This is a genomic window from Metapseudomonas boanensis, assembly GCF_018704125.1.
GTDB lineage: Bacteria > Pseudomonadota > Gammaproteobacteria > Pseudomonadales > Pseudomonadaceae > Metapseudomonas > Metapseudomonas boanensis.
In genome coordinates this window covers 1-21,981 of sequence record NZ_JAGTIS010000031.1, presented here as the reverse complement: position 1 = coordinate 21,981, position 21,981 = coordinate 1, and the positions used below count along the sequence as shown (strand labels likewise).

The 21,981-nt window shown below is 63.3% G+C and carries 21 protein-coding genes; 5 read left to right on the top strand and 16 right to left on the bottom strand.

The features are described from left to right. Nucleotides 1-128: 128 nt before the first annotated feature. On the bottom strand, nucleotides 129-695 hold the full coding sequence (locus tag J7302_RS25750; protein ID WP_215381580.1) for an RBBP9/YdeN family alpha/beta hydrolase: 567 nt from the start codon (nucleotides 693-695) through the stop codon (nucleotides 129-131). Nucleotides 696-1,111: 416 nt separating this feature from the next. Here J7302_RS25750 and J7302_RS25745 point away from each other — a divergent pair, with 416 nt between their 5' ends. Then, nucleotides 1,112-2,125, top strand: coding sequence for an AraC family transcriptional regulator (locus J7302_RS25745; RefSeq protein WP_215381577.1), 1,014 nt, complete (start codon nucleotides 1,112-1,114; stop codon nucleotides 2,123-2,125). A 322-nt stretch (nucleotides 2,126-2,447) separates the two neighbouring features. On the opposite strand, the gene J7302_RS25740 is transcribed toward J7302_RS25745, so the two are convergent. From J7302_RS25740 to J7302_RS25675, 14 genes are all read right to left on the bottom strand, one after another. Continuing rightward, entirely contained in the window at nucleotides 2,448-3,458 is a 1,011-nt protein-coding gene (locus J7302_RS25740) for a YeiH family protein (protein WP_215381575.1), read from the bottom strand. Next, nucleotides 3,455-3,790, bottom strand: coding sequence for a Rieske (2Fe-2S) protein (locus J7302_RS25735; RefSeq protein ID WP_215381573.1), 336 nt, complete (start codon nucleotides 3,788-3,790; stop codon nucleotides 3,455-3,457). Before J7302_RS25735 ends, J7302_RS25740 begins: the two co-directional genes overlap by 4 nt. Continuing rightward, entirely contained in the window at nucleotides 3,787-4,443 is a 657-nt protein-coding gene (locus tag J7302_RS25730) for a DsbA family oxidoreductase (protein ID WP_215381571.1), read from the bottom strand. The genes J7302_RS25735 and J7302_RS25730 overlap by 4 nt, the downstream gene beginning before the upstream one ends. Continuing rightward, nucleotides 4,440-5,762 carry an MFS transporter gene (locus tag J7302_RS25725; protein WP_215381568.1) on the bottom strand — a complete coding sequence of 441 codons (1,323 nt, stop codon included), beginning with the start codon at nucleotides 5,760-5,762 and terminating at the stop codon, nucleotides 4,440-4,442. The genes J7302_RS25730 and J7302_RS25725 overlap by 4 nt, the downstream gene beginning before the upstream one ends. Nucleotides 5,763-5,874: 112 nt before the next feature. Then, nucleotides 5,875-6,927 (bottom strand): BKACE family enzyme, encoded by a 1,053-nt coding sequence (locus J7302_RS25720; RefSeq protein ID WP_215381565.1) that lies wholly within the window; start codon nucleotides 6,925-6,927, stop codon nucleotides 5,875-5,877. A gap of 70 nt (nucleotides 6,928-6,997) precedes the next feature. Continuing rightward, complete coding sequence (locus J7302_RS25715) at nucleotides 6,998-7,846, bottom strand: TauD/TfdA dioxygenase family protein (RefSeq protein WP_215381561.1); 849 nt, start codon at nucleotides 7,844-7,846, stop codon at nucleotides 6,998-7,000. Nucleotides 7,847-7,856: 10 nt separating this feature from the next. Then, on the bottom strand, nucleotides 7,857-8,837 hold the full coding sequence (locus J7302_RS25710) for a quinone oxidoreductase family protein (RefSeq protein WP_215381558.1): 981 nt from the start codon (nucleotides 8,835-8,837) through the stop codon (nucleotides 7,857-7,859). Nucleotides 8,838-9,142: 305 nt separating this feature from the next. Then, nucleotides 9,143-10,912 carry a SulP family inorganic anion transporter gene (locus J7302_RS25705; protein ID WP_215381555.1) on the bottom strand — a complete coding sequence of 590 codons (1,770 nt, stop codon included), beginning with the start codon at nucleotides 10,910-10,912 and terminating at the stop codon, nucleotides 9,143-9,145. A gap of 139 nt (nucleotides 10,913-11,051) precedes the next feature. Then, the gene (locus J7302_RS25700) at nucleotides 11,052-12,011 is read right to left on the bottom strand and encodes an HlyD family secretion protein (RefSeq protein ID WP_215381552.1); all 960 of its coding nucleotides are present in this window, start codon (nucleotides 12,009-12,011) and stop codon (nucleotides 11,052-11,054) included. Nucleotides 12,012-12,014: 3 nt separating this feature from the next. Beyond that, on the bottom strand, nucleotides 12,015-12,380 hold the full coding sequence (locus tag J7302_RS25695) for a DUF3302 domain-containing protein (RefSeq protein WP_215381549.1): 366 nt from the start codon (nucleotides 12,378-12,380) through the stop codon (nucleotides 12,015-12,017). A 143-nt stretch (nucleotides 12,381-12,523) separates the two neighbouring features. Then, on the bottom strand, nucleotides 12,524-13,999 hold the full coding sequence (locus tag J7302_RS25690; RefSeq protein WP_215381545.1) for an MltF family protein: 1,476 nt from the start codon (nucleotides 13,997-13,999) through the stop codon (nucleotides 12,524-12,526). Nucleotides 14,000-14,118: 119 nt separating this feature from the next. Continuing rightward, nucleotides 14,119-14,946 carry a polyphosphate kinase 2 gene (gene ppk2 / locus J7302_RS25685; RefSeq protein ID WP_215381543.1) on the bottom strand — a complete coding sequence of 276 codons (828 nt, stop codon included), beginning with the start codon at nucleotides 14,944-14,946 and terminating at the stop codon, nucleotides 14,119-14,121. Nucleotides 14,947-15,126: 180 nt separating this feature from the next. Next, complete coding sequence (locus J7302_RS25680) at nucleotides 15,127-16,002, bottom strand: neutral zinc metallopeptidase (RefSeq protein ID WP_215381541.1); 876 nt, start codon at nucleotides 16,000-16,002, stop codon at nucleotides 15,127-15,129. 98 nt (nucleotides 16,003-16,100) lie between these two features. Continuing rightward, nucleotides 16,101-17,006 carry a LysR family transcriptional regulator gene (locus J7302_RS25675; RefSeq protein WP_215381540.1) on the bottom strand — a complete coding sequence of 302 codons (906 nt, stop codon included), beginning with the start codon at nucleotides 17,004-17,006 and terminating at the stop codon, nucleotides 16,101-16,103. Nucleotides 17,007-17,164: 158 nt separating this feature from the next. Here J7302_RS25675 and J7302_RS25670 point away from each other — a divergent pair, with 158 nt between their 5' ends. From J7302_RS25670 to J7302_RS25660, 3 genes are all read left to right on the top strand, one after another. Further along, nucleotides 17,165-17,809 carry a hydrolase gene (locus J7302_RS25670; RefSeq protein ID WP_215381537.1) on the top strand — a complete coding sequence of 215 codons (645 nt, stop codon included), beginning with the start codon at nucleotides 17,165-17,167 and terminating at the stop codon, nucleotides 17,807-17,809. Between the two features lie 66 nt (nucleotides 17,810-17,875). Continuing rightward, entirely contained in the window at nucleotides 17,876-18,433 is a 558-nt protein-coding gene (locus J7302_RS25665; protein ID WP_215381535.1) for an antibiotic biosynthesis monooxygenase, read from the top strand. A 155-nt stretch (nucleotides 18,434-18,588) separates the two neighbouring features. Then, nucleotides 18,589-20,427 carry an amidohydrolase gene (locus J7302_RS25660; protein WP_215381591.1) on the top strand — a complete coding sequence of 613 codons (1,839 nt, stop codon included), beginning with the start codon at nucleotides 18,589-18,591 and terminating at the stop codon, nucleotides 20,425-20,427. Between the two features lie 225 nt (nucleotides 20,428-20,652). Here the strand turns inward: J7302_RS25660 and J7302_RS25655 are convergent, their stop codons facing one another. Beyond that, nucleotides 20,653-21,093: a hypothetical protein gene (locus J7302_RS25655; RefSeq protein ID WP_215381533.1), complete on the bottom strand. Its 441-nt coding sequence runs from the start codon at nucleotides 21,091-21,093 to the stop codon at nucleotides 20,653-20,655. 145 nt (nucleotides 21,094-21,238) lie between these two features. Between J7302_RS25655 and J7302_RS25650 the strand changes: the two genes are divergently transcribed. After that, on the top strand, nucleotides 21,239-21,724 hold the full coding sequence (locus J7302_RS25650; protein WP_215381531.1) for a GNAT family N-acetyltransferase: 486 nt from the start codon (nucleotides 21,239-21,241) through the stop codon (nucleotides 21,722-21,724). The last annotated feature ends 257 nt before the right edge of the window (nucleotides 21,725-21,981 follow it).

The window sequence follows — 21,981 nt, the reverse complement described above, 5'->3', positions numbered from 1 at the left end:
GCTCCGCTTTTTGTTGTAATGATTGCTGCAACCTTCGGGCGTGCTCCTGCTACCTGGCCGGGGCGCATCCGGTTGGTTTGATGCGCCCGGCCCCGCCGAACTACCCGGCGATCTCTGGAAGTCCTGGATCAGTGATCCAGGATCTGGATGAGTGCTTCCGCGCGCGGCCAGTCGCCGTAGCCGGAGGCAGGATTGAGATGGCCGACTTCACCGAGTTCGACCAGGGCACCGCCCCAATCGGCCGCCATGCCACGGACGGCGTCCAGGCTGGCGAGGTGATCGTTATCGCTGGCGGCCACCAGGCTGGGAAATGGCAGCCGCTGGCGCGGCAACGGCGACCAGCCATTGGCACGCAGGGAGTCGGGAGTCGGGTAGCCTTCCGGCCAGGTAGCATCGAGGTCTGGCGGGGTAGCCAGCAGCGCGCCCTTGATGGGGCGGTCGTAGCGAGCAGCCCAGTGCACGACCATCAGCACACCGGCGCTGTGAGCCACCAGGATCACCGGACCCTCGATGCTTTCGAGCTCGCGCTGGATGGCCTCGACCCGAGCATCGAGGCGCAGTTTGTCTTCGGTCAGCGGCGCGACGGTACGCACCTTGGGCAGGCGTGCGGCGAGCAGGGTCTGCCAGTGCTCGGCCACGTGGTCGCGCAGGCCCGGGACGATGAGGATGGTTGCGCTGTCTTTATTGTTGTTCACGTCTTTACCCTTGAGCTGTCGATGGGATCGCCATCGGGTGCTGGTGGACTTTGTAGGACAAACAGTAGAGACGCAGGGGATCAGCTGCTTTTCATTGGGCGTCAGCCGCTTCGCATTTGATGACAATTGACGGCGCGCTCGTCCCCCTGCCCAGGGCACTGGATTCCCCGTGAACCGCCGAAGCCACTAGGCCTGAGCGGATCAAAGGTGTCCTCAAGCGTAGGCACAACCCGACAATCTGGCATAACCTGCTGGGGTAGCGTCGAACGAAAAAGGGCGCGATCCTGTCGCCCAAGGTATGGATGACGCAGACACAACCGTCAGCTCAACTTGCCTTTTCATGACAAGAACAACCGAAGCCAGGACCAAGAGCCTGCGCTCGGCAGGACGGATGCTTCAGGAGCGTGGCGATCATCATGACCACAATGGTTCGCGCAGCAGCCTTGACCAACTACTTCGAAGTGGCCCAGCACCTGGGTCTGAATCCCCACCAGCAACTGCGCCAGGTGGGCCTTAGCGCTTCACTGCTGGAAAACCCCGAACAGCGCCTGCCCACCTCAGCGGTAGCGACCCTCCTGGAAGAGTCCGCGCAGGCCGCCAACTGCCCGAACTTTGGCCTGCGCATGGCCGAATCGCGCCAACTGTCCGACTTCGGTGCGATCAGTCTGCTGCTCTCGCACCAACCGAGCCTGCGCAATGCGCTGGACACCATCGTGCAGTACCGCCACCTGCTCAACGAGTCGCTTGCGCTCTACGTGGACGAGGTGGGCAAAACGGTGATCCTGCGGGAAGAGATCGTCACTGACCCGCCGGTGCCGATCCGCCAGGGCATCGAATTGGCCATCGGCGTGCTGTTTCGCATGTGTAGCGCCCTGCTCGGCGCACACTGGCGCCCACTCACCGTGAACTTCACCCACGACGCTCCGCCCGAGCTGCAGGTGCACCGCCGACTGTTCGGCTGCAAGCTGGAGTTCGGCAGCGAGTTCAACGGCATCGTTTGCCAGGCCGCTGACCTGGACAAGCCGAACCCGCTGGCCGATCCGGCCATGGCGAAATACGCGCAGCGCTTCGTCGAGTCCCTGCCTGGCGCCACCGAGCAATCCGCCCTCGCCGACGTACGCAAGGCAATCTACCTGCTGCTGCCCATGGGGCGCGCCACGATCGAGCAGATCTCCCAGTCCCTCGGCATGAACGTGCGCACCCTGCAGCGCCGCCTGGAAGACAGCGGCGTGACCTTCTCCGACCTGATCAACGACGTGCGCAAGGATCTGGTGCTGCGCTACATGGAAAACCCGCGCTACTCGCTCAGCCGCATCGCCGACCTGCTGGGCTACTCCGTGGCCAGTTCCTTCACCCGCTGGTTCACCAGCCAATTCGGCATGGCCCCGGCAGCCTGGCGACGCGAGCGGCAGATCAAGTTGGAGGAGTGATCCGTTTCGCAACCGGCAAGGAGGCTGCTGTGACGGCGGGGGAATTCATTGGCTTTGTCTGCGTTAGCTGTTGCCAGCAACGAACGGCCTGGCTGAGGACCTTGTGGGAGGACCTTTTCGCGAGCAAGCTCGCTCCTACAAGAGATGTATCCCGTTGCAACACTTGACAGGGACAGAGCCCATTCATTCGCCAAGGGCAGACCTGCCCTCTCCGCCTTCACACAACAAAAAAACGCCGCAAACTGGAACCCGACGGTAGAACGGTTCCAGCGCGGCGAAGGCCCTGTTTTCACAAGGCATCGATGACCCCAACCACAGGGTTCTAGAAGCCCCAGTGCAGCATCCCGAGCACCAGGGCGGCGAGGAAGGCGGTCTCCCCCACCATCAACAGGATCGGCTTGATCCCGACCGACGCCAGCTCCTTGAGCTGGGTCTTCATGCCTAGCGCACTGATGGCGATCACCAGGCACCAGCGCGACAGGCTATTACCCGCATCCTGTACCACTTGCGGGATCAAGCCTGTGCTGTTGGTCGCGGCAAGGACCACGAATCCCACCGCGAACCACGGCAAAAGTGGCGGTCTCTTGGTGCCAGGCTCGGCCCCGCGGGCGCGAGTGATCATGGCGGCGCAAAGGATCACCGGCAGCAGCATCGCTACCCGCATCAGCTTCACCACCGTGGCGCTGTCGCCGGTCTCATGGGACATGCTGTAGCCAGCGCCGACCACCTGGGCGACGTCGTGGATGGTGCCGCCGAGGAACAGGCCGGCTTGCAAGGGCGTCAGGCCGAACGCCTGGGCGATCATCGGGTAGAGGATCATCGCCACGGTGGACAGTGCCGACACGCCGATGACCGTGAACAGCGTCGCCCGCTCCTTCTTCTCATGGCTGGGCAAGGCTGCCGCGAGGGCCAGGGCCGCCGAAGCACCGCATATCGCGGTGGCGCCGCCGGTGAGCAGACCGAACAAGGTGTTGAAGCCCATGGCGCGAGCCGCGACGATGGACACCAGGATGGTCACCACCACCAGCGCCACCACCATCGCTACGGGCTGCCAACCCAGGGCAGCGATTTGTTCGAGGGTGATGCGAATACCGAGCAAAGCGACGCCCACCCGGAGGACCTCGCGGGCGGTGAATTCAATCCCCGGTTTGCACACCCCATCACCCGACAGGAAGTTCATCGCCATGCCCAGCAGCAGGGCGAAGAGCATCACCGGGGCGCCGTAATGCTCGGACAGGAAAGTCGCGGCGGCAGCAACGGTGGCGCTGGCGATAAAGCCCGGCATCAGCGTCCGGCTGCGCGAACCCAGGGCTGCTATTGCAGTGGCAGTCATGCGGAAGGCTCCTGCGGTCTGGAGTCGGAAAGATCGATGAAGCAGGCTTCGCCTCGCTGCTCGACCGGATAGGTGGCAACCCCGAACCCATACAGATTGGGGATGCAGCCCGTGGCCAGGTCGAAGCGCAGGCCGTGTGCCGGGCACTGCAGCAGGCGACCATCCAGCTTGCCGCTGAACAGTGAAGCACCTTTGTGGGGGCAGCTGTCGTCGATGGCATAGAGCGTGCCGTCGAGGTTGAACAGCACTACACACTTTTCATCGTGGCGGAACAGGCTACGACCGCCGACAACTGGCACCTTCTCCGATGGGATCTCGACCAGCCGCGTCATGCTTGCAGCTCCGGACTTGGCATGGCGCGGAGCAAGGTCGCCAGGATTATCTCGGGTGGCTGGGCACCGACCAGCGGATAGCGCTGATCGACGACGAAGGCCGGTACGCCCGAGACACCCAGGCTCGCGAAGTCACCCGAGTACGGAGTGGCGTCATCGTGCAGCACATCGGCCAGGTCACGGGGATCGAAATCGCAGGACTGCGCCAGGCGCAGCAGCAGTTCCTGCTGCCCCAGGTCGTCACCCGACTGGAAGTAAGCGGCGAACAGACGCTCCAGCAGGGCATTCACCTGCTCTTCGGTGCCGATTTCGGCGGCACGGGCGAACAGGCGATGGGCATTGGCCGTGTTCGGCATGACACGGATGCGGTGCAAGTCAACATCAGCACCAGCCAGCGCAGCGGCGGCCTTCACCTGGGCCTGGCGCGCCAGCACCGCGGCCTCGCTGCCAAGACGGCGAGCGTAGAACTCACCAAATGGCACGCCTTCGGCAGGCAGATCGGGCAACAGTTGCACACCCCGCCACAGGACCCGGACAGGCACACCAGGCCGACTTGCGGCGAGCAACTTCAGTGCCCTCTCCAGGTTACGCTTGCCGATCAGGCACCAGGGGCAGATGAAGTCGAAGGCGACTTCGATAAGCAATGGCTTCACGAATGGGCTCCAACAGGAACGGCCAGCACCGGGCTCAGCCGCTCGATATCACTGTGGTAATGGCGCTTGGCATAGAAGAACACGACGGCAGCCGCGAGGCTGGCCAGCGGCATCAGCTGGAAAGCCGTATCCAGGCCAAAGCGGTCAGCCAGGGCGCCCGTCACGAAAGGACCGGGGGCGAGGCCGAGCAGGTTATTGGCCAGCGTCAGGGTCGCGAATGCCGTGCCGTGGATGGCGTAGTGAGTCAGGTTCGCCACCATCGCGCCGGCCGGCCCGGTCGTTCCGGTGGCCACCAGCATGCCGAGGGCGATCATCACCAGTTGCAGCGGACCAGGCGGCAGCATGAAGGCCAGCGACAGCAGCAGGCAGCTGCTCAAGCAGAAGCTGATGGCCAGGGCGATCTTGCGATCGGGCGAATTACGGCACAGGCGATCGCTGAGCATCCCGCAAAGGATCATTCCGGTGCCGCCGATCAGCACCAGCACGGCCGCGGTAACGCCGGCGCGGTCGGTGCCCATCTGGTAATAGCGGTTCAGGTAGCTGGGAATCCAGGCCATTATGGCGCCGCCAACGAACAACTGCAGGCCACTGCCGACATAGGCGCAGATCACCGAACGACTGGCGAACAGCGTGGCCAGGGGGCTCTTGCCCTCCGCTGCCATCGCCCTGGCCTCTGCTTTGGACTGGCGCGGCACCGCGATGCGTCGTTCACGAACGATCAATGGATAGAGTACGGCCAACACCAGGCCGAACAGGGCCATGCCGGCGAACGCCATGCGCCAGCCCAGGTGCGCAGCGATGATGCCGCCGAGCGCCATGCCCAGCACTGAGCCGAACATCCCACCGGCCATGAAGGCGCCAGTCAGCGTGGCGCGCATGCGCTTGGGAAATACCGACAGCACCACGGCAATGCCGACGCTGCCATAAGCCGCCTCGCCAACACCGACCAGCAGGCGCGCCACGAACATCTGCTCGTAGTGCTCGGCCAAGCCACAACCGAGCGTTGCCAGGCTCCAGAGGAAGGCCATCAGGGCCAGACTCTTGGCCCGCCCCCAGCGGTCTGCCGCCAAGGACAGCGGAAAGGTGAGCAAGCCGACCATCAGGGCCACCACGCCGCTGAGCGAGCCGAGCTGGGCGTCGGACAAAGCCCATTCGCTCTTGAGCAGCGGGAAGACCGCGTTGAGCACCTGTCGCGACATGTAATCGGAAATCAGCAGGCCAAAGGTCAGGGCGAACACGACCCAGGCATAGGTGCGGGGGACGCTGACAGTTGCGTCCTCAATGTCGTCGGCAGTAGCGGTGGCATGATGGAAAGCCATGTTGGCTCCTTGAATCGGTGCGTCTAATTGTTCTTGTCACGCTAGACGGCAGGGGCGGCTCATCGCCACCCCGCCCCAGCCAGCCTTGTGGGCCGGCCGATTGTTGCGTCGGTCAGCCACGCATGGGGACGTGCTTCTGACCCGGCTGGCGGTTTGGCGCCATGCCGTTCATGCGCAAGGTTTCCTCAACATCCTTGTACTGCACGCCGATCTTGTAGATCTCGCGTGCTTCCTTGCCGCTGGCGATTTCGCGGCCCAGCTCGTGAGCGATGCGCACGGTCTGCTGGATCTGTTGCACCGAGGTGAAACGCTTGCCGTGCTGGTCGATGATGGTGTCTTCGATGCCGACGCGCGGGTGCAGGCCCATGGCCAGGGCCATGGCGTTGAATGGCAGGACGTTCTTCAACAGCGACTCGGCGGTGACGGTAGCGCCGTCCGGTGCGCGGTGAATGAAGTTGAAGAAGTTGAACGGGTTGGGGCCGTCGAAACCGCCGCCAATGCCGATCCAGGTCAGGTTCAGCGGGCCCTTGTAGACGCCCTTGCGCACCAGGCGCTCGAGGGTTTCCAGGGCATGCATGCCGGTGAGTTGGAAGTGCGGCTGGATGTTGGCAGCCTGCAGGCGCTTGAGGTGCTCCTCGACCCAGGCCGGGCCGGCCGGAACGGTCATCTCGCTGTAGGCGGCCTGGTAGGCCGGGTGCTCCAGGGAAGTACCTTTCAGGTATTCCGGGTAGAGCAGCTCCATGATGTTCATCTGGGTGGTGTTGATGGCCACGGTGACCTGGTCCGGCTTCGGAGTCAGCTCTGCCAGCATGTGACGGGTGTCGTCGGACAGCCACTTGGCCGCCTCGCCATCGCTTTCCGGCGCAAAGGAGATCGAACCGCCGACCTGGATGATCATGTCCGGCACTGCCTCACGCACACCGGCGATCAGCTCGTTGAACTTCGACAGGCGCTTGGAACCCTTGCCGTCCAGCTCACGCACGTGCAGGTGCAGCACGGTGGCGCCGGCTTCATAGCAGTCCACGGCCTTCTGTACCTGCTCTTCCATGGTTACCGGGATGTCTTCCGGGAAGTCTTCCGGCATCCACTCGGGGCCGTATGGCGCCACGGTGATGACCACTTTTTCCTGATTTTCGGGGTGCAGCGAATCGTCGAAGAATTGCATGTTAGTGTCCTCGGTTCGTTCTTGTTCGGATGTCCCGGCCGGTGGCTGACCAGCCGGGTGGATCAGGGAGTCAGAAGGGCTTGTCGCCGATGATTCCGGCGCGCTCCATCTGGCGCAGGCAAGGCGGGTAGTCCATCACTGCATAGTGCTGGGTAGAGCGGTTATCCCAGATGGCTACGCTGTTCTTCTTCCAACGCCAGCGCACCTGGAACTCCGGGATATACGCCTGGCTGATGAGGTAACGCAGCAGGTCGCTGGCGCCAGGGTTGGCGTCCTGGCCGAAACGCACATTGGCCGGGGTGTGGTAGTTGGTGAAGTGGGTGGTGAAAGCATTGACGAACAGCACCTTCTCACCGGTTTCCGGGTGGGTACGCACCACTGGATGCTCGGCATCCGGATAGGTAGCCTTCAGGGCCAGGCGCTTCTCGATCGGCATCGCCGCACCGAAGCTCGCTTCGATGCTGTGGCGTGCACGCAGGTCAGCGATGCGCGCCTTGATGTCGGCGGGCAGCATTTCGTACGCCAGGGCCATGTTCGTCCACATGGTGTCGCCACCTACGGGCGGGCACTCGACGCAACGCAGCACGCACCCCATGGGCGGTGCCTCACGCCAGGTGGCGTCAGTGTGCCAGGCGTTCTCGTAACGGTCGTTGGGCTGGTCAGGGGACTTGTAGATGCGCACCAGGCCCGGATGCTCCGGATCGCTGCCGGCTACCGGGTGGTCTTCCAGCTCGCCGAAACGGCGGGCGAAGGCCACATGCTCGGCACGGGTGATGTCCTGGTCGCGCAGGAACAGCACCTTGTGCTTGAGCAGCAACTGCCGGATCTCGGCGAACAGCCCTTCGTCGCGAGCCGCATCACCAAGGTCCACGCCGCTTATTTCGGCGCCAATGCTGCAGGTCAGTTGTTCTACGTGCATGGCCAACCCCTTAGATGACGAAGATCGAAGAGCCAGTGGTCTTGCGCGACTCCAGGTCGCGATGAGCCTGGACGGCATCTGCCAGCGCGTAGTGCTGGTTGATGTCGATGCGGATGCGGCCGCTGCCGACGTGGTCGAACAGCTCGCCCACCAGATCTGCCTTCTCCGCCGGGTCGGCGATGTAGTCGGCCAGCGCCGGGCGAGTCATGAACAGCGAGCCTTTCATGGCCAGCAGTACCGGGTCGAACGCCGGGATCGGACCGGAGGCCGTACCGACGCAAACCATCAGACCGCGGCGCTTGAGCGAGTCCAGCGAGGCCATGAAGGTGTTCTTGCCAACGCTGTCGAACACTACGTTGACGCCGACGCCATCGGTCAGCTCACGCACACGCTTGGCGATGTCTTCTTCGCTGTAGTTGATGACGTGGTCGCAACCGTGGGCACGGGCGACTTCCGCCTTGGCCTCGGTGGACACGGTGCCGATCACGTTGAGGCCGAGGATCTTCGCCCACTGCGAGACGATCAGACCGACGCCACCAGCAGCGGCGTGCAGGAGGATGCTATCGCCCGGCTTGAAGTCATAGATGCGGCGCATCAGGTAGGCCGACGTCAGGCCACGCATGGTCATGGCGGCGGCGGTTTCGAACGCGATGGTTTCCGGCAGCTTGATCAGCGGCGCAGCCGGGATCAGGCGCTCAGTGCTGTAGGCGCCCAGGGTGTTGAGAAAACCGGTGTAGGTGACGCGATCGCCCAGGGCGACATTGGTCACGCCTTCGCCCAGCGCCACCACCACGCCAGACGCCTCGACGCCGATGCCATTGGGCAGCGGAATCGGGTAGGTGCCATTGCGGAAATAGGTGTCGGCGTAGTTCAGGCCAACAGCAACGTGACGGATGCGGACTTCACCCGGCCCCGGCTCCCCGACTTCGACGTCTTCATAACGAAGTACCTCGGGTCCCCCGGTCTCATAGAAGCGAACGGCTTTGGCCATGCCTTTTCTCCAATCTGGATTCTTGTTGGCGGGTCACGGACCCATGGATTGGACTGTAGGGAGGCACCGCCTGGCATGCTTCTCATCGCACGACAGCGGCTTTTCATTTCATGACAGGCGAGGAACAAGTCCGTTCTGTAGGACCCAGCTTGCTGGCGAACTGGGGGATCGGTTCGCGAGCAAGCTCGCTCCTACGAACAGCCAGTCCGCCTCAGCCGTAGAATCCGGCCTGCTGGCGAAAGGGTGGATCGGTTGTCGAGCAAGCGGGCTCCTACGAACAGCCGTAACGCGTGGCTTGATTGCTGCTATGGCGTCCAGTCCACTCGATGCTCGTCAAGATAGGCTTCGACCGCAGCGCCCACGGTCGGATGGAAGATGGCGAACCCCGGGGACTCGAGCAGGCCGAAGCGTGTCAGCTTGTCCTTGACCGGGTCCTTCATCTCGGCGAAACACAACTCGATCTGCGACTCCCGCAGAATTTTTTTGAGTTCGGCGAGCATGTCCGCCGAGGTTACGTCGACGCTGGTCACCGGCTCGGCCGCAATGATGAGTCGTCGCACCGGCGTAGGTGACTGCTCCACCGCGTCCAGCACTGACTCCTGAAATAGTTCGGCGTTGGCGAAGAACAGCGGAGCATCCCAACGAAACAGCACCAGGCCCGGCACTCGCCGCGCGTCAGGGTAGCGTTTGATGTCGTGATAGCCGCGAATGCCGTCCACCCTTCCCAACACTGCGAAATGCGGGCGCCAGCCATCCCAGAGGAACTCGATGACGGCCATCACCACCGCCAGCCCAATGCCAGGCACCGCACCGAGGACGGTCACGCCCACCAGGCAGGCAATGGACAGCCAGAACTCCCATTGCTGAATGCGGTAGATGCGCCACAGGTCCTTGAATTCGAACAGGCCAATGGCCGATGCGATCACCACGGCGGCCAGCGCGCTGCTGGGCAGATGGCTGAGCAGGTCAGGCGCGAACAGTAACAGCAGGGCCACCGCTAGCGCCCCGACGACGCCGCTGAGCTGGGTCCGGGCCCCGGCCGCCTCGGCGACGGGCGTACGGGACGAGCTGCTGCTGATTGGAAACCCCTGGAAGAACCCCGCCGCCAGGTTGGCCGCGCCCAGGCCTATCATTTCCTGGTTTGGATCGACGTAGCTCTTTGTCTTGGCGGCATAGGCACGCGAAAGCACACTGGTATCGGCAAAGGACACCAGGGCGACAGCGAAGCCGCCAACGATCACGCCCCCCAGGTCGACCGGAGTCATCCAGGGCCACGCGAATGACGGCAGGCCCTGCGGCAACGAGCCGAGCACCTTGACCCCGGCACGGCCATCGAGCTCCAGCAGGCCGACGGCCAGTGTGGCCGCGACCACCGCGATGAGGATGCCCGGCGCACGCGGGAAGTGCTTCAGCAGCAGGATCGCCGCCAGCGTTCCGCCGCCGACCAGGAACGTCATCCAGTTGGATTCGCCCGCGAGCAGCGCCTGCCCAAGGCTCCAGACGTCGAGCAACGGCCCCTTGTCGTCAATGGAGATACCGAACAGCTTGGGCAGCTGGCTGATCAACACAGTCAGCGCAATACCGTTCAGGTAGCCGTAGCGGATCGGCTTGGACAACAACTCGGTAATGAATCCCAGCTTCAGCACTCCAGCCAGGATGCACACCACACCCGACACGACCGCCATCATGCTAGCCAGGACCACGGCACGCTGCGGGTCGCCGTTCGACTGCGCCAGCACGACCGTCAGAATGACCGCGACCAGGGAGGAGTCCGGCCCCAGCACCAGGATGCGGCTGGGGCCGAGCAATGCGTAGACCAGCAACGGGACGATGGTGGCGTAGAGGCCATAGATGCCAGGCACACCAGACGCCTCCGCATAAGCAATGCCGACCGGAACCAGCATGCTGGTCAACACCAGACCGGCGACCAGATCGTGCGGCAGCCACCGGACCTGGTAACGGCGTAGCAATTGCAGGCCCGGCAACCAGCGCTGCCAGCCGGAAACTTCGGAGGATCGCAGGCGCGCAAGACGTCCGGGTTCAGGCGGGGGGCTGGTCGGGCTGTGGTCGCTCATGGAGGCCTCGTCGTGCATGGGAACGTCACGTCCACTCCGCGCGCAGCAGCGCCACTACGCACGCTCTTTCTCGCTCAGCCCGCAGCCCGGGCCTGACCGAGTCCCGGACTGCGGGGCTCCGGTGCAGGCGTTGGGCGGATCAGTGGAAGGGGAAGATATAGTTCATCCACGCGGCCATGCGAAGGAGGATCTTGCGCATCACAGCGACGTGGTGGAAATGCTTGCTGTAGAGCGCCGCCTGGCCATAGGAACCACCCGGCATCAACGCTGCGTACTGCTCGTACTCTGGGTCGATGATCTCGATGGTCACGGGCACACGTCCCGGCGGCGGGGAGCCAGTGAAGCTGATCAACGTGCCCGAGGGCTGTACCTGACCCTCGCCGATCACCGCGAGGACTTCCTTGACCCGGCCCTTGAACACCCTGCCCGGTATGCCATCGAAAGCCACTTCCGCCTCATCGCCAGGGCTGAGGCGCAATTGACTGTTCTGCCTCATCCAGGCCGTGAAGTAATGGCCCTCTTCGGGGATGAAGACCATCGAGGGCCGCAGCGGCAGCCTGGTGGCCATCATCCCCGGCCGCAGCGAAACCTGGGTCACGAAGCCCTTGCCCGGCGCCCGCACCACGGTATTGTCCAGCTCGTACTGGGCGATGTTCAGTTGGGCCTGCAGGTCGTCCACCCGAGCAGTGGTGAGGTCCACATCGCGGCGGTTGCCGACATTGCGCTTGAACAACTCACTGGCGCGAAACTGATCAGCCCTGGCCGACACCAGTTGCGCCTTGAAGGACTTGACCCGGTTCTCGAAGGGCGTTGGGTCGATGCGGAACAGCACATCGCCTTTTTCCAGGGGCCGGTTGGTTTCGACCGGAACCTCGACGACCTGGCCGGAGACCACAGGGATCACGGGCGTCGAGACGAAATAGGAGCGCGCCACCTCACTGTAGGGGTGGTTGTAGTTCATGGTGAAGATCAACGCGCCGATAAGGACCACGCCACCCAGCACCGCAGTCGGTACCGACCACTTGTTGAGCGGGATCTTGAAAATCTTGAAGATCGCGATACAGATGGCGGCGTACGTGAGTATCAGTAACAGGTCCATGGATCAGGCCTCCTCGTCCTTGGGTTGGGGGCTCGGCGCCTGGCTGGTCAATCGCTGGCCTTCGAGCACTTCCAGGCGCCGCTGCAGATCGGCCAGTTGTTGCTGCAACTCCGCACCACTGACTTGTGCCGTGCTGTCAGTGAAACCCCAGCCACGGTCCTCGCGGTACAACATCGCCCAGATCCACAGGAACGGCCACAGGGCGTGCAGAGTGAACAGGCTCACCCAGCCAGCGGCGTGGATGGCGTCCTGGTGAGGATGATTGCGGTGCACGGCGATCTCGTATGGGATGTCATGCAGCACGATGATCCCGTAGAACAACACGATGCCGACGAATATCAGCACCCCCAAGGCAAAGTAATCGAGCATCTGACGCCCCCTTCTCCGCAGCCAATCCGGCCGTCGCAATGACAATCCTGCTCAGTATGGATGAAGCCCGGCATTTCGCCGGTCTCACCCGCGCTTCAGGATGTCTCACCAGGGACGGGACCTCTTGCCCCGGGGCACCAACCTTAGCGCTTGGCTTTCAGCCGTACCTTCTCCAAGGACAGCTTGTAAGCCACGTAGTACTTATAGATGTTACCGACGTAATCCACCGTCTCACGCCCGACGATGCGCGCAGCCGCATGTTCGACGTTGCCGAACCAGACGTTCTTGTCCAGGCCGGACTTCTCCGCCAGCCGGCGGAACTTGCGCAGGTTGCCGGGGCCGGCGTTATAGGCAGCAAAAGACATCAACGTGCGATTCATCGGTGTCAGAGCCGGATCATCGAGGTAGGTGTCGGCAATCAGGCGCAAGTACTTGCTGCCGGCCTCGATGTTGCGGTCAGCGCTCTTGTCGATTTCCTGAACCCCCACTTTAGGGTCGGCGGCCGTGCTGGGCAGCAGTTGCATCACCCCCACCGCGCCACGGTGACTACGCGCTTTCTGGTCCAACTGGGACTCCTGATAGCCCTGGGCCATGAGCATCAGGTAATCGAAGTCGTAGGTCCCGGCATGTTTTTCGAACAAGGTCACCAGCTCGGCGAAACGCCCGAGCTCCTCCTCCGTGGTGGCGTTATGCAGCTCCTTGCTGTTCTTCACGTACTTGTTGCGGATGCTGTTGCCGAAGGCAGTCCCGATCTTGTGTGTCTTGGCGAAACCCGCGAGCACTTCCTTGAACTTCGGGCTGCCCTTGCGGATCGCCCAGGCCAGTTGCGAGTCATCGCGCAGGTAGAAGGCGTCGTGGATCAGCAGATCCCTGAGCACCACCTTCCAGCTGTCGGCGATGTAGCGGTCCACGACGATAGCATTCACCAGGCCGACGTTGACCATCTCCAACAGGTCCTCGGACTCCAGGTTCTCGTCCGCCAGCTTGATCTTTACCGGCGCCAGCCCCTGGGCCTTGAACTTCTCGTTGAGTTCAGTGAGGTGTTCGAAATAGCTGCTGGACTGGCGTACCGTCACCTCCATGCCAGCCAGGTCCTCCAACCTGGCCAGGGGGGAACTCCCGGGGCCGGTCACCAGGGCCTCGCGAACGCCGGAAGCGAAGGGAGGGCTGAAATCAACGGTCTCCAGGCGCTTGCCGGTGATTGTCAGACCACCCGCCGCTATGTCACCGACGCCCTCGACGAGCTTGGGTAACAATTCGTCCCGCGCCACCGGAATGAACAGCACGTTCCAGCGCAGGGATTTGCGCTGGTAGGGATACTTCGTGTTCAGCCAGGCCTCCAGCCCCTTGCCGATTTCATAGGCAATGCCCAGTTGGCGTCCGCGGTCCACGGCATAGAACGTCTTGCTGTAGGGAACCAGGATGCGCACCAGCCGGCGCTCGCGCATGCCCTCGAAATCACCGACCCAGGCCTTCGGCACTGGTAGGACCATCGCCTGAACCTCAGCCTCTTCGGCAGCGCTCAGCTCCACGCTCGGCAAATCCTGCGCTCGGGCAACCTGCATCAGGCACACCAGCACCATCCCGATCAGCCGGCGCGCGGGGAAGGACAGTCTCATCGGAGTTCACCTTCGTACAGCCTGGCGGGAGGGGCGCAATTACCCCGCCCTTGTTTCAAGACTGGCCCACAAACCTTCCGCCCGCCATCACCCGTCCAGGGTTCTTTACAACCCAGGATTCAGAAGCGCTCCTCAACGATCTTGAAAGGATACGGAGCCGCCTTGTAGCGCCCAAGCGTGCCGCGCTTGGGCAATTTGATCGCGGCGTCCCTGGTCAGGTCCCCATAGGGAATCTGCTTGAGCAGATGGCTGATGAGGTTGAGGCGGACCCGCCGCTTGTCCTCCGAACGCGCCATGAACCAAGGAGCCCAGGACGAATCGGAAGCCGCGAACATTTCATCGCGGGCGCGGGTGTACTCATCCCAGCGGCTGAAGGATTTCAGGTCCATGGGCGACAGCTTCCAGATCTTGCGACCGTCGTTGATACGGTCCTCCAGGCGCCGGCGTTGCTCCTCTGGACTGACCTCCAGCCAATACTTGAGCAGGATGATGCCGGACTCGACCATCATCTTCTCGAACAGCGGCACCACGGTGAGGAACTTGTGGGTCTGCTCTTCGGTGCAGAAGCCCATCACCCGCTCCACGCCGGCACGGTTGTACCAACTACGGTCAAAGATCACGACTTCGCCCGCCGCCGGCATATGAACCAGGTAGCGCTGGGCATACATCTGCGTCTTCTCCCGATCGGTGGGCGCTGGCAGCGCCACCACGCGGAATATCCGCGGACTGACGCGCTCTGTGATCGCCTTGATCGTTCCACCCTTGCCTGCGCCATCGCGCCCCTCGAAGACGATGCACACCTTGAGCCCCTTGGCCACCACCCACTGCTGCAGCTTGACCAGCTCGACGTGCAGCGCTTTGAGCTCCTTTTCGTAGACCTGTCTCGACAGTCGCTCCTGGCTACCCTCGTCGACGCTCTTTGCGGCTTTCTTCTTGCGCTTTGCCATTGCAGGTTCCCTCATGCCCGGGCCCATCGCCCATCTGTCCATTAAACCTAGCGGACGAACCGACTTTTGCAGGCCTGACCGATCGACCATGGCAGACTCATGCTGAATCAGAGAAACACCGGGTGAGGGCAAAGCAGACCTCGCTGGCACGCTGAGCACGGCCAATCTTCTGCCAGCCGCTCAATCTCCTCCCTGATAGAAAATGCTCAGGCAGGATTGCGGATCACCATCCTGAAAGCCCGCATTGAACCAGCGAGTACGCAGTTCAAGGGTGGCATGGGTAAGCGGGTCCGGGGCCACGGTGCCACTCGCCAGCTTCTGCTGGTGTTCCTGGGCAATGGTTTCGACGGCTTTCAACGCTTCGTCCATGCTTCCCTGCGCCAACCAGGGCTGGCGACGCTGCGCATAACGCACCCAGACTCCAGCCAGGCAGTCAGTTTGCAACTCCTTGCGCACGAGCAGGCCATCGACCCCCTCCATCGCGTCGCCGCGCTGCCGTGCCTGGTTGATCAAACTGTTGATGCCAGCCAGGTTCTGCACGTGGTGGCCGATCTGGTGGGCTATCAGATAGGCCTGCGCGAGATGGCGGACTGAGGCAAATCGCTCGTCCAGGTCGCGAAACCAGCTGCTGTCGAGATAAATGAGCTTGCGCTCCGGGCAATAGAACGTGCCGCTGGCTGGGCGATCGAGGCCGCATGCCGAACTGATGCTGCGATCGAAAAACTCGGTCTTCGGATTCTTGAAGCTGTAGTCACCACGCGCCAGCAACTCACCCCAGATATCTTCTGAACTGGCAAGAACCGTGCTCAGCATTTCCGCGTGGGTCTTGGGAGGCTGAACAGTGGGTGGGGCAACCGGAGCGGCCTGCTCCGCAAGGGGTGGATAACCCTGATCATCCGGCACAAAGGCATCTGGTTTTTGCATCGGGCCCGTCATCAGGAAAATACCGATCGTCGCCACGACGGCAAGTCCGCCGATGACGTAGGGCCAACGCCTGCGCCGACGCGGTTCGGAAACACGGGCGGGCTCGTTGGTCGGGTCAGTCTTCCCTTGCATGTGGCTCACTCCGTCAAAGGTCTAGCAGCAGTGTTGCTCCAACTGCGAGCGGCTGCCAGTGCGCCAGGTCAATTAGCTACGATCAGGTTCCGCTGCGTTCAGCAGGGCATCTGCTCGCTCGCCCGGCTCATGGCCTCGACCAGGAAATCGATGAAGGCGCGGGTTTTCTGCGGCAGGCGCCGGGCGGTGGGGTAGACGGCATTGATGCTGATGGGCGGTGCCTGCCACCCGCAGAGCACGGCCATCAGCCGGCCCGCAGCCAGGGCTTCATCGACGATGAAACTGGGCAGCAGGGCGATGCCCATGCCGGCCTCGGCGGCTTGGGCGAGGAAGTCACCATTGTTGGCGTGCAGCGGGCCGGTGACCTGCACGCGGCGAGTTTCCTGGCCCCGGCTGAGGGACAGGCTGACCCCACTCTGCAAATAGCCGTAGCCGAGGAAGGCATGGTTGGCGAGGTCTTCCGGCGATTCCGGCATGCCGGCAAGTTCCAGATACGCCGGTGATGCCACCAGGAAGCGCGGCGCCGGCGCGATGGTGCGGGCAACCATGGAGGAATCCGTCAAGCTGGCGATGCGAATGGTGACGTCGAAGCCACCGCGCACCGGGTCCACTTGCTGGTCACTGAGCACCAGTTGCAGCTCGATCTGCGGGTGCAGCTCATGAAAACGCGGGATCAGCGGCCCCAGCTTGCGCAGCCCGAACGACATGGGCGCGTTTACCCGCAACACCCCGCGCAGCTCCCCTACCCCGTCCCGCGCCCTCTGCTCGGCCTCGTCCAGGGCTGCCAGCAGGTCCCGCGCCGATTCGAAGTATTCGGCCCCCGCCTCGGTGAGGTGCAGGCTGCGGGTGGTGCGCACCAGCAGCTGCACGCCGATGGCCTCTTCCAGCGCCTGCACCTGCTTGCTCACGGTGGAGCGCGGCAGGTCCAGCGACCGCGCCGCAGCAGCGAAGCCATTGCTGCGCACGGTTTCGATAAAGGCGCGCATACACTCGACCCGGTCCATCAGTGTCTCCAATAAAGAATCAATGAAGTTCAATTTTAGCTAATTGTTTCTCTCAATGGGCGAGAACAAACTTTATCCCACGTCGGAACCAAACAGCCTCCCGGACGGAGGCACCGGCCAGGAAGAAACCACTACGCCACCGCTCCAGGAGAAATGCCATGTCCATCCGCGAACTGCTGAACCCAACCAACTCCGCCCTGATCCTGATCGACCACCAGCCGCAAATGGCCTTCGGCGTGCAGTCCATCGACCGCCAGCAACTGAAGAACAACACCGTGGGTCTGGCCAAGACCGCCAAGCTGTTCAATGTGCCGACCATCCTGACCACCGTGGAAACCGAGAGCTTCAGCGGCTACCTCTGGCCGGAACTGCTGGGTGCGTTCCCCGGCCAACAGCCCATCGAGCGCACCTCGATGAACTCCTGGGAAGACAAGCAGTTCGTCGCCGCAGTGGAAGCCACTGGGCGCAAGAAGCTGGTGATGGCTGCCCTCTGGACCGAGGTCTGCCTGACCTTCCCGGCGCTCGAAGCCCTTGAAGCCGGCTATGAGGTCTACATTGTTACCGACGCTTCCGGCGGCACCACCAAGGAAGCGCATGACATGTCGGTTCAGCGCATGATCCAGGCCGGCGCCATCCCGGTGACCTGGCAGCAAGTTCTACTCGAGTACCAGCGCGACTGGGCGAAGAAGGAAACCTACGACGCGGTGATCGCCCTGGTACAGGAACACAGCGGCGCCTACGGCATGGGCGTGGATTACGCCTACACCATGGTCCACAAGGCTCCGCAGCGCCAAGTGAAGTAAGCCCCCGGGGCCGGACGCGGACACCGCCTCCGGCCTTCTCACAGCACCTGCCCGGAGCACGCCGCAATGACCACCGACGATGTCGTGACCCTGCTGATCCGCCACCGGGTCAGGGAAGGACGGGAACAGGAATACGAAAGCTGGCTGCGCCGCATCATCGGCATCGCCAAGGGCTACCCCGGTCACCTCGGCATCGATGTCGTGCGTGACCGCAAGGATGGCCTGCATCTCTTCACCAGCGTCCTGCGCTTTGCATCGACCTCCCAGCTCCAGACCTGGCTGGATTCGGACGAACGCCGCCGCCTGATCGAAGAAGTCAGCCATCTGCTTGCCGACGGCGACCAGGTGGAGATCAACCCCGAGCGGGAATTCTGGTTCACCCCGGCCCCGGCCGATGTGCGCCAGCCACCGCGCTGGAAGCAGGCCTGCGTCACCTTCCTGGTGATTCTGCCGCTCTCCCTGCTGGTACCGCTGCTCTGGCAGCCGCTGTTCCAGTTGCTGCCCTGGCTCGGCGGCTACCTGCCGAGCAACGTGCTGATCACCCTCAGCATCGTGCTGCTGGTTGTCTATCTTTTCATGCCGCCGGTAACGCGTTTCTTCGCCGGTTGGCTGAACGTCCGCTAATCCAGGAGGGAACCATGAGCGAAGACCCATCCAGCAACAGCCGCCGCCACTTCCTTGCCGCCAGCAGCGTGCTCGGCGCCGCCGGCGCACTCTGGTCCGCACTGCCCTTCGCCGGCGCTGCCGGCTCCGCCCATGCCACTGCTAAAGGGGGCTCCATGAGCGCCGATCTGATTCTGTTCAACGGCCGCTTCCACACGGTCGACCGCGAGAAGCCCAACGCCAGCGCTGTGGCCATCAAGGACGGCAAGTTCATCGCCGTCGGCAGCGACGCCGAAGTGATGGCCCATCGCGGCAGCGCAACCCAGGTGATCGACCTGAAGAAGCGCACCGTCATCCCCGGCCTCAATGACTCGCACCTGCACCTGATCCGCGGCGGCCTCAACTACAACCTGGAGCTGCGCTGGGAAGGCGTGCCCTCGCTGGCCGACGCCCTGCGCATGCTCAAGGAGCAGGCCGAGCGCACGCCCTCGCCGCAATGGGTGCGGGTGGTGGGCGGCTGGAACGAATTCCAGTTCGCCGAGAAGCGCATGCCCACTCTGGACGAGCTGAACAAGGCGGCGCCGGACACCCCCGTGTTCGTGCTCCACCTTTACGACCGCGCCCTGCTCAACCGCGCCGCGCTCAGGGTGGTGGGCTACAACCGCAACACCCCCAATCCTCCTGGCGGCGAGATCCAGCGTGACGCCAATGGCGAGCCCACTGGCATGCTGATCGCCCGTCCCAACGCGATGATTCTCTACTCGACCCTGAGCAAGGGGCCGAAGCTGCCGCTGGAGTACCAGGTCAACTCCACCCGCCAGTTCATGCGCGAGCTCAACCGCCTGGGCCTGACCAGCGCCATCGATGCCGGCGGCGGCTACCAGAACTATCCGGACGACTACCAGGTGATCCAGGAACTGGCCAAGCAGGGCCAGCTCAGTGTGCGCATCGCCTACAACCTGTTCACCCAGAAGCCCAAGGAAGAGCTGGCCGACTTCCAGGCCTGGAGCAAACTGGTCAAACCCGGCCAGGGTGACGACTTCCTCCGCCACAACGGCGCGGGCGAGATGCTGGTGTTCTCCGCCGCCGACTTCGAGGACTTCCTCGAACCCCGTCCAGACCTGCCACAAACCATGGAACAGGAGCTGGAGCCGGTCGTGCGCCATCTGGTGGAGCAACGCTGGCCGTTCCGCCTGCACGCCACCTATGACGAATCCATCTCACACATGCTCGACGTGTTCGAGAAGGTCAACCGCGACATCCCCTTCAACGGCCTGTCCTGGTTCTTCGACCACGCCGAGACCATCTCGCCGAAGAACATCGAGCGGGTCCGCGCGCTGGGCGGAGGCATCGCCATCCAGGACCGCATGGCCTTCCAGGGCGAATACTTCGTCGACCGCTACGGCGCCAAGGCGGCGGAGCAGACCCCGCCGATCCAGCGCATGCTCGCCGAAGGCGTGCCGGTGGGTGCCGGCACCGACGCCACCCGCGTCTCCAGCTACAACCCCTGGACCTCGCTCTACTGGCTGGTCAGCGGCCGCACCGTCGGTGGGATGGAGCTCTACCCCCAGGGCCTGCCCCGCGAAACCGCGCTGCAGCTGTTCACCCACGGCAGCGCCTGGTTCTCCAGCGAACAGGGCAAGAAGGGGCAGATCAAGGTAGGCCAGCTGGCCGACCTGGCGGCGCTCTCGGCGGACTTTTTCAGTGTCGAGATCGATGCCATCAAGTGGATCGAATCGGTGCTGACGGTGGTGGACGGCAAGGTGGTCTACGCCGCCGCCGAGTTCGACAAGCTCGGCCCGCCGCAGCTGCCGGTGCTGCCCGAGTGGTCGCCGGTGGCCAAGGTCCCCGGCCACTGGAAACCCGCCGCCCCGCTCACCGCCCAGGTCCACCAGTGCGTCGGCGCCTGCGCGGTGCACGCCCACAGCCATGAACGGGCACGCCAGTCGAATGTACCGGTGAGTGACTTCCAGGGCTTCTGGGGGGCGTTTGGATGTTCCTGCTTCGCCTTCTGAGCGCAAAGAGGGGCCTTTCTTGTGCAACGAACTCATTGGCTCTGTCTGCGTTAGCTGTTGCTAGTAATCAACGGCCGGGCTGAGAGCCTTGCAGGAGCGAGGGAGGACGCCGGGTTCTTGCTCGCGAACCGGACCTTTTCGCGAGCAAGCTCGCTCCTACAAGAGATGCATCCATTTGCAACACTGAACAGGGACCGCGCCAATTCATTCGCCCACGGGCAGACCTCAGGTGATATTGCCGCAGAAGATGTCGCGGTTGCCGTCCGCCGGGGTGGTTCGCACCACTATGGCGTAGCCGCCGGAGCGGAGCTGGTCGAGGGACGCGGGAGCGCTCTTCGACAACCACCAACCGGTCGTCCCGCTCCATCGCTGGGTGACCACTGTATTGTTCATATCAAAGGCCGGTTTGGCGGCGAGGCGCCCGCAGGAGCCGGGGTAGATATAGGTGTAGAGGCGCAGCGGCCTGGTAGTGCCGAGCGGTACGCCGCCAATGAAGAAGGAAATTGAGGTGCGCTCGCCGACAGCAGCCAAGGTGGCCTGGGCGATATGCCCCGCGTTCTGCGGGGTGGCTTCCAGAGGGATACTGACCACCTGGCGATCCGTCGTCGCGCACCCCGTCGCCACGCCGACCGCCAGTATCAGCGCCAGCCGGGTCAGGTTACTCATTGTCGATCTCCCGCCTTGCAGAGAGGCATTGGTAGGCCTGCGGAAGATTCTAACGCTGGCCAGCACGGCTGGAACGGCCCGCTGCAGCTGCAGGGAGGGGATAAATTGCCTAGGATGATCTTCTTTTCACCCTGGGAGCCCTACCGTGACCATCCAGATCCGAGACGCCGTTCAGGAAGACGCGGCGCTGATCCACACCTTCATCACCGAACTGGCCACTTACGAGAATGCCGCGCACGAAGTCGTCGCCAGCGTGGCCGACGTGGAGCAGAGCCTGTTCGGCAGCGATACCCCGGCCCGGGCGCTAATCTGCAGCATCGACGGCGAGCCGGTGGGCTTTGCCGTGTACTTCTACAGCTACTCCACCTGGCTCGGTCGCAAGGGTCTGTACCTGGAAGACCTCTACGTCTCTCCCAACCACCGCGGCGCCGGCGCAGGCAAGCAGATCCTCCGCCGCCTGGCGCAACTGGCCGTCGAGCACGGTTGCGGCCGCCTGGAATGGAGCGTGCTGGACTGGAACGAACCAGCCATCCAATTCTACAAATCCCTCGGCGCCGAGCCTCAGGATGAATGGATTCGCTATCGCCTGGCCGGCGATACCCTGGAGCGGTTCGCACGCGGCGACTCCTGACAACTCAGCGTTATCTTCTGTAGGAGTGCCAGCTTGCTCACGAAAAACCGCGCGAAGGCCATTCGCCAGCAAGCTGGCTCCTGCAAGAACTCGGTGTCACCGTTGTAAGGCTTTACTCAATCTACTTTAGGGATGGTCTGAAGTAGCCATGCGTTTCTGGCTAACTTCAGCGCCTGCCGTTTTTGAAAGCGTCCACTCGATCCATAACACCCAGATCCGTTGCGCTTCACGCTCTTTTTCGCTGCCGCGAGCACCTC

Bases quoted from the DNA above. Each gene is read 5' to 3' on its own strand.
- J7302_RS25740 (WP_215381575.1), bottom strand. From the start codon at position 3,458: ATGACTGCCACTGCAATAGCAGCCCTGGGTTCGCGCAGCCGGACGCTG.
- J7302_RS25720 (WP_215381565.1), bottom strand. From the start codon at position 6,927: ATGCAATTCTTCGACGATTCGCTGCACCCCGAAAATCAGGAAAAAGTG.
- J7302_RS25680 (WP_215381541.1), bottom strand. From the start codon at position 16,002: ATGCAAGGGAAGACTGACCCGACCAACGAGCCCGCCCGTGTTTCCGAA.
- J7302_RS25735 (WP_215381573.1), bottom strand. From the start codon at position 3,790: ATGACGCGGCTGGTCGAGATCCCATCGGAGAAGGTGCCAGTTGTCGGC.
- J7302_RS25665 (WP_215381535.1), top strand. From the start codon at position 17,876: ATGACCACCGACGATGTCGTGACCCTGCTGATCCGCCACCGGGTCAGG.
- J7302_RS25690 (WP_215381545.1), bottom strand. From the start codon at position 13,999: ATGAGACTGTCCTTCCCCGCGCGCCGGCTGATCGGGATGGTGCTGGTG.
- J7302_RS25710 (WP_215381558.1), bottom strand. From the start codon at position 8,837: ATGGCCAAAGCCGTTCGCTTCTATGAGACCGGGGGACCCGAGGTACTT.
- J7302_RS25705 (WP_215381555.1), bottom strand. From the start codon at position 10,912: ATGAGCGACCACAGCCCGACCAGCCCCCCGCCTGAACCCGGACGTCTT.
- J7302_RS25700 (WP_215381552.1), bottom strand. From the start codon at position 12,011: ATGGACCTGTTACTGATACTCACGTACGCCGCCATCTGTATCGCGATC.
- J7302_RS25745 (WP_215381577.1), top strand. From the start codon at position 1,112: ATGACCACAATGGTTCGCGCAGCAGCCTTGACCAACTACTTCGAAGTG.
- J7302_RS25695 (WP_215381549.1), bottom strand. From the start codon at position 12,380: ATGCTCGATTACTTTGCCTTGGGGGTGCTGATATTCGTCGGCATCGTG.
- J7302_RS25675 (WP_215381540.1), bottom strand. From the start codon at position 17,006: ATGGACCGGGTCGAGTGTATGCGCGCCTTTATCGAAACCGTGCGCAGC.
- J7302_RS25655 (WP_215381533.1), bottom strand. From the start codon at position 21,093: ATGAGTAACCTGACCCGGCTGGCGCTGATACTGGCGGTCGGCGTGGCG.
- J7302_RS25725 (WP_215381568.1), bottom strand. From the start codon at position 5,762: ATGGCTTTCCATCATGCCACCGCTACTGCCGACGACATTGAGGACGCA.
- J7302_RS25670 (WP_215381537.1), top strand. From the start codon at position 17,165: ATGTCCATCCGCGAACTGCTGAACCCAACCAACTCCGCCCTGATCCTG.
- J7302_RS25660 (WP_215381591.1), top strand. From the start codon at position 18,589: ATGAGCGCCGATCTGATTCTGTTCAACGGCCGCTTCCACACGGTCGAC.
- J7302_RS25715 (WP_215381561.1), bottom strand. From the start codon at position 7,846: ATGCACGTAGAACAACTGACCTGCAGCATTGGCGCCGAAATAAGCGGC.
- ppk2 (WP_215381543.1), bottom strand. From the start codon at position 14,946: ATGGCAAAGCGCAAGAAGAAAGCCGCAAAGAGCGTCGACGAGGGTAGC.